The organism is Nonomuraea maritima (assembly GCF_900100395.1).
GTDB lineage: Bacteria > Actinomycetota > Actinomycetes > Streptosporangiales > Streptosporangiaceae > Nonomuraea > Nonomuraea maritima.
In genome coordinates, this window is record NZ_FNFB01000003.1 from 1 (window position 1) to 13,749 (window position 13,749).

At 70.6% G+C, this 13,749-nt stretch carries 12 protein-coding genes; 4 read left to right on the forward strand and 8 right to left on the reverse strand.

The features are described 5' to 3' along the window. Positions 1-161 precede the first annotated feature (161 nt). Positions 162-755, forward strand: coding sequence for a hypothetical protein (locus BLR04_RS06900; RefSeq protein ID WP_090760860.1), 594 nt, complete (start codon positions 162-164; stop codon positions 753-755). 8 nt (positions 756-763) lie between these two features. On the opposite strand, the gene BLR04_RS06905 is transcribed toward BLR04_RS06900, so the two are convergent. Then, positions 764-1,486: a LysR family substrate-binding domain-containing protein gene (locus BLR04_RS06905; protein ID WP_090760862.1), complete on the reverse strand. Its 723-nt coding sequence runs from the start codon at positions 1,484-1,486 to the stop codon at positions 764-766. A gap of 87 nt (positions 1,487-1,573) precedes the next feature. Between BLR04_RS06905 and BLR04_RS06910 the strand changes: the two genes are divergently transcribed. Further along, positions 1,574-1,912: a DUF5997 family protein gene (locus tag BLR04_RS06910; RefSeq protein ID WP_245740072.1), complete on the forward strand. Its 339-nt coding sequence runs from the start codon at positions 1,574-1,576 to the stop codon at positions 1,910-1,912. A gap of 91 nt (positions 1,913-2,003) precedes the next feature. Further along, the gene (locus BLR04_RS06915; RefSeq protein ID WP_090760866.1) at positions 2,004-2,309 is read left to right on the forward strand and encodes a 4a-hydroxytetrahydrobiopterin dehydratase; all 306 of its coding nucleotides are present in this window, start codon (positions 2,004-2,006) and stop codon (positions 2,307-2,309) included. Positions 2,310-2,545: 236 nt separating this feature from the next. Here the strand turns inward: BLR04_RS06915 and BLR04_RS06920 are convergent, their stop codons facing one another. From BLR04_RS06920 to BLR04_RS06940, 5 genes are all read right to left on the reverse strand, one after another. After that, a complete protein-coding gene (locus BLR04_RS06920) occupies positions 2,546-3,730 on the reverse strand; it encodes an aldose epimerase family protein (protein ID WP_245740073.1) in 1,185 nt (394 codons plus the stop codon). A gap of 451 nt (positions 3,731-4,181) precedes the next feature. Continuing rightward, complete coding sequence (locus BLR04_RS06925) at positions 4,182-5,288, reverse strand: substrate-binding domain-containing protein (protein WP_090760868.1); 1,107 nt, start codon at positions 5,286-5,288, stop codon at positions 4,182-4,184. A gap of 65 nt (positions 5,289-5,353) precedes the next feature. Then, a complete protein-coding gene (gene mmsB, locus BLR04_RS06930; protein ID WP_090760870.1) occupies positions 5,354-6,649 on the reverse strand; it encodes a multiple monosaccharide ABC transporter permease in 1,296 nt (431 codons plus the stop codon). Then, positions 6,646-8,193: a multiple monosaccharide ABC transporter ATP-binding protein gene (gene mmsA, locus BLR04_RS06935; protein WP_090760872.1), complete on the reverse strand. Its 1,548-nt coding sequence runs from the start codon at positions 8,191-8,193 to the stop codon at positions 6,646-6,648. The genes mmsB and mmsA overlap by 4 nt, the downstream gene beginning before the upstream one ends. Positions 8,194-8,545: 352 nt before the next feature. Continuing rightward, on the reverse strand, positions 8,546-9,550 hold the full coding sequence (locus BLR04_RS06940; protein WP_090760874.1) for a LacI family DNA-binding transcriptional regulator: 1,005 nt from the start codon (positions 9,548-9,550) through the stop codon (positions 8,546-8,548). 103 nt (positions 9,551-9,653) lie between these two features. Between BLR04_RS06940 and BLR04_RS06945 the strand changes: the two genes are divergently transcribed. Next, positions 9,654-10,610, forward strand: a complete 957-nt coding sequence (locus tag BLR04_RS06945; protein ID WP_245740074.1) for an ROK family protein — start codon at positions 9,654-9,656, stop codon at positions 10,608-10,610. 61 nt (positions 10,611-10,671) lie between these two features. Here the strand turns inward: BLR04_RS06945 and BLR04_RS06950 are convergent, their stop codons facing one another. Further along, positions 10,672-12,756, reverse strand: coding sequence for an iron ABC transporter permease (locus BLR04_RS06950; protein WP_090760878.1), 2,085 nt, complete (start codon positions 12,754-12,756; stop codon positions 10,672-10,674). After that, complete coding sequence (locus BLR04_RS06955) at positions 12,753-13,745, reverse strand: ABC transporter substrate-binding protein (protein ID WP_090760879.1); 993 nt, start codon at positions 13,743-13,745, stop codon at positions 12,753-12,755. The genes BLR04_RS06950 and BLR04_RS06955 overlap by 4 nt, the downstream gene beginning before the upstream one ends. Positions 13,746-13,749 lie beyond the last annotated feature (4 nt).

Consider the following 13,749-nt stretch of genomic DNA (forward strand, 5'->3'; position numbering starts at 1 on the left):
TCAAGCCGAGCCTTTGACGCTCTGGTGAAGGGACGGACCTCCCGGGCCGAAATGCCCGGGATGCTGAGAGTCCTTGAGACTCAAAGCAACGGTGAGGAACCGGACGGCCTCGCGCCGGAAAACGGGGTGCGTCGCGAGTGCGCTTGGTGTTGCATGAGCGGATGCTCGATGATCCGCTGGAACGACTCCACGACGCCGCACGCCGTACGCGCGAACTCGCCCGCGAGCGGGCCGCCACCGGCCTCGGCCACGACGACGCCGATGACGACGTCGGCACGATCGGCACGGACGGCGCCGTCGGGTTCGACCCGTTCCCCCTGTTGAGAGCCCTGCACGCGAACGGCGTGCGGGCCGTGGTGATCGGGCAGGTCGCCGGCATCATGCACGGATCCACCGAGCTGACCGGTGATCTCGACCTGCTCTGGGACGGCGATCCGGCCCAGGCCCCGGCCCTCGCGGCGGCGTTCGCGTCCGTCGGTGCCCGGCTCGCCGACGACGTCGTCCTTGAGCCGGCCGCCTTTCTCCGTCCCAAGGTCGACTTCACCTCGCCCGGAGTCGGCGGCGACTGCTGCACGCCGGCGCTTCCCTGGGGCGACCTGCGGGTCCGGGAGTTTCTCGACCGCGCGATGACCGCGGTCGGCCCCGGCGGCCTGGAGGTCCACTACCTCACCCGGCAGGACCTGATCCGGATGCGCCGCGCGGTGGGCCGTCCCAAGGACCTGCGTCGAGCGGACGAGCTGGAACGCCTGGCCTGACGCGGGGGTCAACGCGAGCGGTTGCCCTTCTTCTTGCGGGCGGGCTGCGTGGGCCGGCGGGCGGTGCGTTGCTGCGGGGACTTCCTGGGCTTCGGCGCCGGCTTCTCGGCGGGCGCGGTGGTGCGGCCGCGTGAGCTGTTCGCCGTGCGGCCGCGGACGATGCCGATGAAGTCCTCCATCAGGTCGGTGGTGGCGTCCGCCGGCCAGGTGAGCGCGACCTGCGACTGCGGGGCGTCCGTCACCGTCCGGTAGGTGAGGTCTTTGCGGTGGTGCAGGCGGGCCAGCGACTGCGGGACCACGAGGAGGCCGGTGCCGGCCGCGACCAGCTCGACGGCGTGCGCCGTCGTGTCGGGACGGGTGAACGCGGGCAGACCGGGCCGTTCCGTCCACTCGATGGTGTCGTCGAGCGGGTGGAGCACCTCCTCTTCGGCCAGGTCGGCGAGGGTCACCTCGTCGGCGGCGGCCAGGTCGTGGTCCTTCGGCACCACGACGACCGTGGTCTCGACGTAGAGCGGGATCACGCTGAGCCCGTCGCGGTCGATGGGGAGCCTGACGAAACCGGCGTCGGCGCCGCCGTCCCGCAGGAGCGTGACCGCGTCGGCGGTGGGGACCGCGGTCAGGGTGATCGGCACGTCGGGCAGCCGCTCCGTCCAGATGTTGACCCACTTCGCGGGTGTCACTCCGGGTACGTACGCCAGCCGGAACGTCGTGCCGGTCTTTTCGTCAGTCACGCCCTCAGCGTACTGATGCAGGGGGACCCGTCCGGACTGACTACCCTTGGTGCCATGACCTCGCCCAAACCGAAGACAGTCCAGACCATGAAGCCCGAGACCGCGGCCAAGAAGCTGGGCGTCCTCCTCTCGGCCACTCCCGCCGAGTTCCAGGCGGGTGTCGTCTCCAGGGACGAGCTGAACGAGTTGCAGGCCAAGCCGCCCACGTGGCTCACCGACCTGCGCCGCAACGGCCCCCACCCCAAGCAGGTCGTCGCCGCCAAGCTCAAGGTCTCCATCTCCGGCCTGCGCAGGGCCGGCATCACCGAGCCGCTCACCACGGCCGAGATCGAGGCGCTGAAGGCCGAGAACCCGGCGTGGCTGGAGCACGAGCAGGCCGTCCAGGCCGAGAACCGCAAGGAGGCGCTCCGCCTCAAGGAGGGCTGAGCGGTCCGCTTCCTCATGGTCTGGCCGGTCAGGTGTGAAGGCGCCGAACGGTGGTAGCCCCTTCTCCTGGAACGACGACAGGGGAGGCGGCATGGCCGAGGGGGTCCTGACCGACGAGGAGATCGACACCGCGCTCGCGGCGCTGCAGGGCTGGCGCCACGACGGGGAGGCCCTGGTGAAGGACGTCCCGGCGACGCCGGACAGCCACGGCTGGCTGCGCGAGGCGGTGATGAACGAGGCCGAGGTCCTCGACCACCACCCCGAGATCGCGTCCACGCCGGACGGCATCCGGTTCCGGCTGGCCACCCACAGCGCGGGCGGGGTCACCGCGCGAGACGTCGAACTGGCCGCCCGCATCGACCACGTCCTGGAGGGCGCCGCCCGCGACCGCGGCTGACCCGGGCCCAGGCGGCGCGTTCCCCGGCCCCGGTGCGAGCTACGCGTCCGGGGCCTGCTGCGAGGCCGTCGCCGCCTTCGTGCGGGCGGCGACCGACGTCGTGGCTCATCATGCGACCTGAGCCGTGGCTCAGCATGCGGCATGGGTGGTGGCTTGTCGTCGTGCGGGACCCGGGCCGCCTGGCCTGGCCGTGGCAGGAACGGCTTCGGCTGGGCGGCCCGGGCGTGGGTGTGGGGTCAGCGGGTTGTGGAGAAGGCGTAGATGGTCGTCGTGCGGTAGGTGTCTCCTGGGCGTAGGACGGTCGAGGGGAAGTTCTTGTGGTTGGGCGAGTCGGGGTAGTGCTGCGACTCCAGGGTGAAGCCGGACCGCTTCTGGTACAGGTGGCCGCCGGTGCCGCGCAGGGTGCCGTCGAGGAAGTTGCCCGAGTAGAACTGCAGGCCCGGCTGGTCGGTGATGACCTCGAGCACGCGCCCGCTGCGCGGGTCCACGGCCTTGGCCGCGAGCTGCAGTCCGCGCCCGTGGCGGTCGAGGACGTAGTTGTGGTCGTACCCGCCGGCTCGTTCGAGCTGCTGGTTCTTGCGGTTGATGCGCGCGCCGATGGTGGTGGGACGGCGGAAGTCGAGCGGCGTGCCGCTCAGCCGGGCGATCTGCCCGGTGGGGATGAGCGTCTTGTCGATCGGGGTGTAGCGGGAGGCGTTGATCTGCAGCCGCTGGTCGAGGATCCGGCCGTCGCCCTCACCGTGCAGGTTGAAGTACGTGTGGTTGGTGAGGTTGACGACCGTGGTCCGGTCGGTGGTGGCGCTGTAGTCCATGCGGATCTTGTTGTCGTTCGTCAGCGTGTAGACGACCTTGGTCCGCAGCGTGCCCGGGTAGTTCTCCTCGCCGTTCGGGCTGGTGTAGGTGAGCTCGAGACCCACGCTGCCGTGCCGGTTGAACGGGTGGGCGGCCCAGACCCGCTTGTCGAAGCCCTTGGTGCCGCCGTGCAGGCTGTTGGGGCCGTCGTTGACCGGCAGCTGGTACGTCTTGCCGGCGACGCTGAAGCGACCCTTGGCGATGCGGTTGGCGTACCGGCCGATGATGGCGCCGAAGTAAAGGCTCTTGTTGACGTAGTCCGGCAGGTTGTTGAAGCCGAGCGCCACGTTGGCGAACTTGCCGCGCTTGTCGGGGACGTCGATCGACTGGATGATGCCGCCGTAGGTGAGGATGTTCACCCGCATCCCCCGGGAGTTCCGCAGGGTGTAGATGTCGATCTTCTTGCCGTCGGGCATGGTGCCGAAGTACTTCTTGGTGATGCTCGGCTTGGCGGCGGCGGCCTGTGCCTGCGGCACGACGGCCAGGCTCAGCGCCATCGTGACCACGGCCGCCAGGACGACCCTGACGGCTGCGGCGAGCGTGCTTCGGGCACGGGTTCTGCTCGGCATGAACGGTTTCCCTTTCGGATGCTGCTGATCCACGTCAGCATGGGTAGGTCGCGGATCTGCTGATTCCGGACGCCTGGATGAAGGCGCGAGGGCGGCGCGTCGGTCGCTGCTCGATGCGGCTGCTCGCCCGATGCCCTGCGTACTCCACGAAGCCGTGTTCCTGCTCGGCAGAGGCAGGAGGAAGCTCTGACGACTCGCGGACGGGTGCGGCGGCGCGGCGGCTGGGGGTCTGCCGCCGCTGTGCATCCTGTTCGCCTGCTGCCACGAAAGGACGGCTCCTTCCACACTCCCCACGCGAGTTTTATGCCTATTTGCTATCACATGTCCGATTTGGCAAGGAAGGGGTGGTCCAGCATGTGGCCGCCCGGCGGGAACCCGGGCAAAAGAAAATCGCCGTCACACCTGGGGGTGACGGCGACAGGTGTGGGTCCCGGGGACGGGACCCACCGCACTACTTCGTGAGCGGAGCCAGGTTGGGGTCGTTGGCGTACGCCTCGGCCGCGTTGTCCTTGGTGACGATCTGCGGCTCGAGCAGGTACGACGGGACGACCTTCACCCCGTTGTCGTACGACTTGGTGTCGTTGATCTCCGGCTGCTTGCCGGCCTGCAGGTCCTTCACCATCTGGATGGTCTGCTTGACCAGGTTGCGGGTGTCCTTGTTGATCGTGGAGTACTGCTCACCAGCCATGATCGACTTGATCGACTCGACCTCGGAGTCCTGGCCGGTGACGATCGGGAGCGGCTTGCCGGCGCCCTTGATCGAGGTGAGGATGGCGCGGGCCAGCGTGTCGTTCGGGGAGAGCACGCCGTCCAGGGTCTTGCTGGTGTAGGTGGAGGTCAGCAGGGAGTCCATCCGCCGCTGGGCGTTCTCCGGCTTCCAGGCGTCGATGGCGGTCTGCTTGATGTCGGTCTGGCCGGAGCCGACCACCAGGGTGCCGTTGTCGATCTGCGGCTTGAGCACGCTCATCGCGCCGTCGAAGAACACCGCCGAGTTGTTGTCGTCGGACGAACCAGAGAACAGCTCGATGGTGTACGGGCCCTCGGGCTTCTTCGCCTTCATGCCGTCCAGCAGGGCCTGGCCCTGGAGCTGGCCGACCTTGAAGTTGTCGTAGGCGACGTAGAAGTCGACGCCCTGGGTGTTCTTGATGAGGCGGTCGTAGGCGATGACGCTCGCCCCGGCGGCCTTGGCGGCCTCGACCTGGGTGCTCAGCTGGGCGGCGTCGGTCGCGCCGATCACGATGACCTTGGCGCCCTTGGTGACCATGGCCTGGATCTGCGACTGCTGGTCGGCGACCGTGGTGGAGGAACCGGCGTACTGGACGTCCGACTGGAAGCCGGCCTCCTTGAGGCCGTCGGTGAACAGGTCACCGGCCAGCACCCAGTTCTCCGAGGTCTTCGCCGGCAGCGCGACGCCGATCAGCGAGTCGGCGGGGAAGCCCTTGGCGGCCTCGGTCGTGCCGGCGCTCGTGGTGCCCTCTTCCGACCGCTGGGAACAGGCGGTGAGAGACAGCAGAGCGATGGCTCCGGCCGCCACACCCCTGATCAGGAAATTGCGCATCAACACATGCCCTTCTTGGAAATATGACGGGACGGAGGCTTACCGCCCGTCTGATCGGTTGGCCGTCAGCCGGCAACCGGACTCTTACCGCGTTCCTGCTCCGCCTCGGCGGGGGAGGCGGGCGCGGGGGTGTCACGGCGGAACGGACGCATCAGCGACTCGATGACGGAGAAACGTCCCTGCTTCTTGTTGTAGACGTCGAACGCGACGGCCAGCAGCAGCACCAGGCCCTTGATGATCTGCACCCGGTCGGAGCCCACGCCGAGCAGCTGCAGGCCGTTGTTGAGTACGGCCATGACCAGGCCGCCGACGATGGAGCCGCTGATCGTGCCGAGACCGCCGGAGACGGCCGCGCCACCGATGAACACGGCGGCGATGGCGTCCAGTTCCCAGCCGATGCCGTCCTGCGGGCCGGAGGCGGCCGAGCGGGCGACGAAGATCATGCCGGCCAGGGCGGCCAGGATCGACATGTTCATCATCACCATGAAGTTGACCCGCTTGAGCTTGACGCCGGACAGCTCCGCGGCGCGGGCGTTGCCGCCGACGGCGTAGATGTGCCGGCCGCCCGCCGTGTTGCGGGTGATGAACGAGTAGATGACGACCAGGACGGCGAGGATGATGCCCGAGACCGGGAAGCTGGTGCCGACGCGGCCGCCGGCGAACTGCAGGGTGGCGAAGACGACCACGACGAGCGGCACGGCCACGCGGATCACCGAGATCCACATGGGGGCGACGTCGGCGCCCATCTCGCGGCGGGTGCGGCGGCCCCGCCACTCCCTGATCACGATCGCCACGCAGGCCACCAGGCCGAGCAGAAGCGTGGGGTTGTTGTAGCCGGTGTCGGGGCCGATCTCCGGCAGGAAGCCGGCGCCGATGACGCGGAAGCCCTCGGGCACCGGGATGGTGTTGGCGTTGCCGATGAACTGGTTGCCGCCCCGGAAGAGCATCATGCCGGCCAGCGTCACGATGAACGCCGGCACCCCGACGTACGCCACCCAGAAGCCCTGCCAGGCGCCGATGAGGGCGCCGACCGCCAGGCCGACGAGGATGGCGACGAACCACGGGAGCGAGTAGTCCTGCATGACCTTCGCGACCACGATGCCGACGAACGCGGCGATCGAGCCGACCGACAGGTCGATGTGCCCGGCCACGATGACCATCAGCATGCCGATGGCCAGGATCAGGATGTAGGAGTACTGGCTCACCAGCGAGATGAGGTTGCCGGGGTTCAGCGTCAGGCCGTTGGTGAGGATCTCGAACAGCAGGACGATCGCCACCAGAGTGAAGATCATCCCGAACTGCCGGGCGTTGGAGGTCGTCCCTCCGAACAGGGACTTCTGGAGTTCTTTCACGCGGCTCATGATCGCTGTGCCTTCTTCACTGAGGTCATCTGCTTCAGCAGGAGTTCCGGGTCGGCGTCTGCGCGGGCGATGTCGCCGGTGATGGTCCCCTCGAACACCGTGTAGATCCGGTCGCACAGGCCGATCAGCTCGGGGAGCTCCGACGAGATGACGACGACGCCCTTGCCCTGGTCGGCGAGGCGCTGGATGATGCCGTAGATCTCGTACTTGGCGCCCACGTCGATGCCACGGGTCGGCTCGTCCAGGATCAGCAGGTCAGGGTCGGTGAACATCCACTTGGCGAGCACCACCTTCTGCTGGTTGCCGCCGGAGAGCGTGGTGACCGGGTCGTCGACCGAGGGGGCCTTGACGCGAAGGCTCTTACGGTAGTCCTCGGCCGCCCGGTGCTCGCGCACCTGGTCGATCACGCCGTGGCTGATGACCTTGGACAGCTTGGCGGACACCACCGAGGTCTTGATGTCGTCGAGCAGGTTGAGGCCGATCGACTTGCGGTCCTCGCTGACGTACGCGAGGCCGTGCGCGATCGCGTCCGACACCGACTTGATGACGATCTCCTGGCCGTCCTTGATGATCTGCCCGGAGACGTAGGTGCCGTACGAGCGGCCGAAGATGCTCATCGCGAGCTCGGTCCGCCCGGCGCCCATCAGGCCGGCGAACCCGACGATCTCGCCGCGGCGCACGGTGAAGGAGGCGTTCTTGGACACCAGGCGCTCGGCGGCGATCGGGTGCCGGACCGTCCAGTCGCGGACCTCGAAGAAGACCTCGCCGATGTTCGGCGTGTGGTCGGGGAACCGGCTGTGCAGCTCGCGGCCGACCATGCCGCGCACGATCCGGTCCTCGTCGACGCCGTCGGCCTTGATGTCGAGCGTCTCGATCGTCTGGCCGTCCCGCAGGATGGTGATGGAGTCGGCGGTCTCGGCGATCTCGTTGAGCTTGTGCGAGATGATGATCGAGGTGATGCCCCGCTGCCTGAACTCCCGCATGAGGCCGAGCAGGTGCTGCGAGTCGTCCTCGTTCAGGGCCGCGGTGGGCTCGTCGAGGATGAGCAGCTTCACGTTCTTGGCGAACGCCTTGGCGATCTCGACGAGCTGCTGCTTGCCGACGCCGATGTCTCCGATCAGCGTGTCGGGGTCCTCCTCCAGCCCGACCATGGCCATGAGCTCGGCCGCCCGGCGGTTGGCGGTCTTCCAGTCGATCACCCCGCCGCGGCGCGGCTCGTTGCCGAGGAAGATGTTCTCCGTGATCGACAGGCCGGGCACCAGGGCGAGCTCCTGGTGAATGATCACGATTCCGGCGTTCTCACTGGCCCGGATGTCGGAGAACCGGCTCTCCGAGCCCTGGTAGAGAATCTGGCCGGAGTAGGAGCCGTACGGGTAGACGCCGCTCAGCACCTTCATCAAGGTGGACTTGCCGGCGCCGTTCTCGCCGGCGATCGCGTGGATCTCACCGGCCCGCACCACGAGGTTGACGTCCGAGAGCGCCTTGACCCCGGGGAACTCCTTGGTGATCGAACGCATCTCCAGCAGGACGGGTGCGTCGCTCATGACGAGCTCGCCTCACTTCGGCGCCACGTCACCCTTGACATCTGTTGCCTCCGGGTCGTCGTCGGCTCAGGCAACGTCATGGCCTGAATCCATGGTTCGGGAACGAAGGGGGGTGCGCCGGGTCCCACGGCGCCGGGAGTACGAGCTCCCGTTCCTGCGGGCCGGACGTCCCGCCTGCGCGCGTCACGCGGCCGGGCGGGGATCACGCCGGGGGAGAGGCCAACCATCATGACGGTCCCCCCTAGAGCGTCGTGACATCGTTGTCATCATCAGGCAGCGGGTAGAGACTGCTCCGACGTGACGATCGTGTCAACTTGGCCCGTTTCTCTGTGGCCATTTCGTAACGCGCACGTCATGTGGGCTCCAGGGCGGCCGGAGCCGCACCCGGCGTGACGCCACGCGACACCAGCTCGGTGGGCAACACCACTGTACGCGGCCACGACCGGTCGCCGCCGATCCGCAGGAACAGCAGCTCGGCCGCGGTCCTGGCCAGCTCACGGGTGTCGTAGGCGATGACCGTCATCGGATACGGCAGCAGCCGGGCCAGGTCGAAGTCGTCGAACGCGAGCACCGTGGCGTCGCTGCCGCGCCGGTAGAGCTCCTCGATCACGCCGAGGGTGATGCGGTTGTTCAGGCTGAAGAATGCCGTCGGCGGGTCGGGCCGCTCCAGCATCTCGGCGACCGCCCGCGCGGCCGAGGCCGGGTCGCCGACGCCGTCGCGGATCAGCCGGCTGTCGTACGGCACACCGGCCGGGGCCAGCGCGTCCTGCGCGCCGTCGAGCCGTTCGCGCATCGTGTAGACGCCGATCGAGTCGAGCAGGATGCCGATCCTGCGGTGGCCCGCCTCGATGAGCCGGCCGACCCCGGCCCGCGCGCCGCCCCGGTTGTCGAGCAGCACCGTGTCGGCCAGCAGCCCGCCGGGCGGCCGGTCGAGGAAGACGACGGGCGTGCCGAGCTCGACCTCGGCGCGCAGGAACGAGTGGTCGTCGCCGGCCGGCACCACGAGCAGGCCGTCGAACCGGCGGGCGCACATGTCGCGCAGCAGCTGCCGCTCGCGGGCCGGGTCCTCCTCGGAGCTGGCGATGACGAGCATCGTGTCGTGCTGCCCGGCGATCTCGGCCGCGGCCTCGGCCATCGTCGCGTAGAACGGGTTGGCGATCTCCTCGATCAGCAGCCCGATGGTGGCGGTGGCCTGCCCCGAGCGCAGGGAACTGGCCAGGAGGTTGCGGCGGAAGCCCAGCTCGGCCACCGCGGCGAGCACGCGTTCTGCGAGTTCTGGCTGGACGTGTGGCGCGTTGTTCACGACCCGTGAGACGGTCTTCAGGCTCACTCCGGCGCGAGCTGCCACGTCCGCCATGGTAGGTCGCTTTGTTCGCCCGACGTCGCTAGCCATGAGCGGAACCATACTCCGTACGCGTAGCGCTAATCTGACAACGTTGTCTCTTCCCCTAGGAGCCCCCTTGTCTGATTTCGCCCTCGCCCTCGACATCGGGGGAACGAAGATCGCGGCTGCCCTCGTCACTCCCGACGGGAGCATCACCGAGCGCCGGGTGCGGCCGACTGCGGTGTCCATGGACGCCGAGGCGGTGTGGCAGCCCCTGGCCGAGCTCGTCGCCGAGCTGCGGGCGGCGGCCGGTACGGCTCGGGTGATCGGTGTGGGCGTCGGATCGGCGGGCCCGATCCACCTGCCGGAGGGCTCGATCAGCCCGGTGAACATCCCCGCCTGGCGTCGCTTCCCGCTGCTGGAGCGGCTGGCCGAGCTGGTCCCCGGGGTGCCCGTACGGCTGGCCGGTGACGGCAGCTGCGCCGTGGCGGGAGAGCACTGGCGCGGTGCGGGTCAGGGTGTGGACGATCTGCTGGGCATCGTGGTGTCCACCGGTGTGGGCGGCGGACTCATCCAGGCCGGACGCCTGGTCGCCGGCCCGACCGGCAACGCCGGTCACCTCGGCCACGTGGTCGTCGACCTCGACGGCGCCCCCTGCCCCTGCGGCGGGCGCGGCTGCGTCGAGGCGATGAGCAGCGGCCCGAGCATGGTGGAGTGGGCGCTGAAGGCCGGCTGGCAGGCGCCGGTGGCGGCCCCGACCGGGGTGGAGCTCGCCGAGGCCGCCCGCGCGGGCGACCCGCACGCGAGCGAGGCGTTCCGGCGGTCCGGACGGGCGCTCGCGGCGGGCATCGTCTCCACGGCGGCCATCTGCGACCTGTCCCGGGTGCTCATCGGCGGCGGCGTCGCGGCCGCGCACGACCTGCTCTTCCCGCCGCTCCGGCAGGCCCTCACCGAGCACGGCAGACTCGACTTCCTGCGCGGCCTGTCCGTGACGACGGCCAGTCTGGGTAACGCGGCCGGGCTGGTCGGCGCCGCGGCCCTCGTGCTCGTCCCTGAGGCGTACGTCGGCCGTGGAGTCGCCTCGCTCGCCTGAGCCGGCTTGACAACGATGTCAAGCCGGCGGTGAAGCCGGGCAGGCGAGGCCTGCCCGGCGGTCAGGCCTCGCGTCGGGCGCGGGCCCGCCAGAGCAGCCAGACGAAGTACGGCGTCCCGATCAGCGCCGTCACCAGGCCCGCGGGCACCTGGGCCGGTGCGATGACGGTACGGCCCAGGGTGTCGGCGAGGCTCACCAGCACCGCGCCAAGCAGCGCGGCGACCGGGATCAGCCGGACGTGGTGGGCCCCGATCATGGCGCGGGCGGCGTGCGGGGCCACGAGGCCGACGAAGCCGATCACCCCGACCGCCGACACCGCCGTCGCGGTGAGCAGCACGGCGCAGGCGAGCGCGGCCAGCCGTACCGGCTCCAGCGGGACGCCGAGGACGCGGGGGGTGTCCTCGTCCAGGGACAGCAGGTCGAGGTCGCGGCGCAGCCAGGTCAGCAGCGGCACGGTGAGCACGAGCGCCAGCGCGACGGGGATCAGCTGGACGGGCACGCGGCCGTACGTCGAGCCCGACAGCCAGGTCAGCGCCTTGGCGGTGTTCCAGGGGTCGGACAGCACGATGACCAGCACGGTCGCCGAGGTGCAGGCCGCCTGCACGCCGACGCCGATGAGCACCAGCCGGTCGGAGCTCAGCCCGCCGCGCCAGGCCAGCCCGTACACCACGGCGAAGGCGACCAGCGCGCCGCCGCCGGCGACCGCGGACATCGTCCAGACGCCGGCCAGCGGCACGAAGGTGAGCAGCGAGACGGCGGCGACGCCCGCCCCGGCGGTGACGCCCAGCATGCCGGGCTCGGCCAGCGGGTTGCGGCAGACGGCCTGCACGGCGGCCCCGGCGACCGCCAGCGCGGCGCCGGCCAGGACGCTCGCGCCGACCCGGGGCCAGCGCTGGTCCAGCACGAACGTCAGGGCCCGCCCGCTGCGTCCCTGCAGCCAGTTGGCCACGTCGCCCATGAGCAGCCACCTGTCGCCGCCCAGTAGGCCGAGGACGATCGCGCCCGCCAGCAGCGCGGCGAGGACGGCGACCACGACGAGGAACGCCGCCCGCGACCGGGTGGCGCCCGTACGGACGGCCGGGGGGCGGCGGGTCGGGCCCGCGTCGCGGTAGCGGCGGGCCAGCCAGATCATCACCGCCGCGCCGAGCACGGTGGTCACCACGCCCGGCGGCACCTCGACACCCGCCTGCGCGCCCAGCACCGCGCGCAGCGCGATGTCGGAGCCCAGCACCACCAGCACACCGGCCAGCCCCGACAGCGGCACGAGGACGCGGTGCCGGTGCAGCCCAGGGACGGACGACGGCAGCAGCCGCACGATCACCGGGGCGCACAGCCCGACGAACCCGATCGGCCCGGCGATCGTCACCGCGGCGGCCGACAGCAGCACCGCGAGGAGGGTGAGCCACAGCCGCAGCCGGCGCACCTTCACGCCGAGCACCGTCGCGGTGTCGTCGCCCAGGCCGAGGATGTCGAGGCGGGGCCCGGCGAGCACGGCCGCCGCCAGCGCGACCGCGATCAGCGGCCCGAGCTGCGTGACCGCGTCGAGGTCGCTCTGCACGAGCGAGCCGCTGCCCCAGGCGAACAGGCCGGTGGTCTCCTCCTCGAACAGGATCATGAGCAGGTTCGTGAGCGAGCTGAGCGCGAGGGCGGTCGCGGAGCCCGCCAGGATCAGCCGGGTGGTCCCCGTCCGGCCGCCGGCCGACAGCGCCAGCACCAGAGCGGCTGCGGCCAGCCCGCCGAGCAGCGCGAGGCCGCCCGACAGCGGCACCGGCAGGGTCAGGCCGAACGCCGCCGCCGCGGCGACCGCCGCGTAGGCGCCGGAGCTGACGGCCAGCGTGTCGGGGGAGGCCATCGCGTTGCGGGCGACGGCCTGCAGCAACGCCCCGGCGGCGCCCAGCGCGACGCCGACGCAGACGCCGGCCAGCAGGCGGGGCAGCCGGGAGGCGAGCAGCACGCGGGCCGCCTCGTCGTCGCCGCCGAACGGGAGCGCGAGCAGGTCGAGCGCCCCGACCGACGACGTCCCCTGGGTCACGTGCACGGCGGACACCAGCACGGTGGCGGCCAGCGCGACGAGGAAGACCCCGGCCGTGCCCAGCCGGCGCAGCGGCGTGGCGGGCGGCGCCGGGGTCAGGACGTCGGTGCTCACCCGGTGTACGCCTTCACGAGGGCGTCGGCGTACTGGCGGCACGACAGGGGGCCGCCGAAGGTCCAGATGCCGTTGGGCAGCTTCGTGACCTGCCCCTTCTTCACGAACGGCAGCGACTTCCAGATGGCGTTCGCGGCCAGCCCGTCGGCGAAGACGTCGACGCCGTCCGAGGCGTTGTAGAACAGCCGGATCGCGGGGTCCTTGAGCGCGGTCAGGCCCTCGACGTCGGTGGCGCCGAGCCCCCACTGCGGGTCGACCTCGCCCGTCCAGGCGTTCTTCAGGCCGAGCTCGGTGGCGACGTCGGAGACGAGCGCGCCCTCGCCGAACGGGCGGATCGAGATCGTGCTGCCCTGCTTCCATCCGTCGGCCATGACGAACGGGCTGCCGGCGGCGCCCGCGGCGGCGATCTTCTGCTTGCTCTCGGCCAGTGCCGCGTCGAAGTCGGCCAGCTGCTCGGCCGCCTCGTCCGTCCTGCCGACCGCGGTCGCGATCATGTTGAGGTCCTCGCGCATGCGGGCGAGGTTGCGCGAGGCGTCGCTGCCCTTGGTCACCAGGACCGGCACGAACGCCTCCAGCTGCGGGACCAGCGCCGAGTCGCGCTCGGCCTCCATGATCACGAGGTCGGGCTGCAGCGCGCTGATGGAGTCGACGCTGGGCTCCTGCCGGTTGCCGACGTCCTTGACGGACGGGTCGAGCTTGACGGCGGTGTTCCAGACGGCGTACCCCTTCACGTCGGCGGCGCCCACCGGCATGACGCCGAGCCCGGCGAGCATCTCGGTCTCGCCCCACTCCAGGGTGACGACCCGGGTGGCCGGGCGGTCGAGGGTGATCTGCTTGCCCCGGCTGTCGGTGACGGTCACGGGCGCCGCCGTCGGGCTCGCGCCGCCGGACGCGGCCGGCTCCGTCGCGGGGGCCGTCACGGGGGCCTCGGTCGTGCCGCAGGCGGCGAGGAGGACGGCGGCGGTGATGGCCGTCAGGGCAGTGCGCATGGTG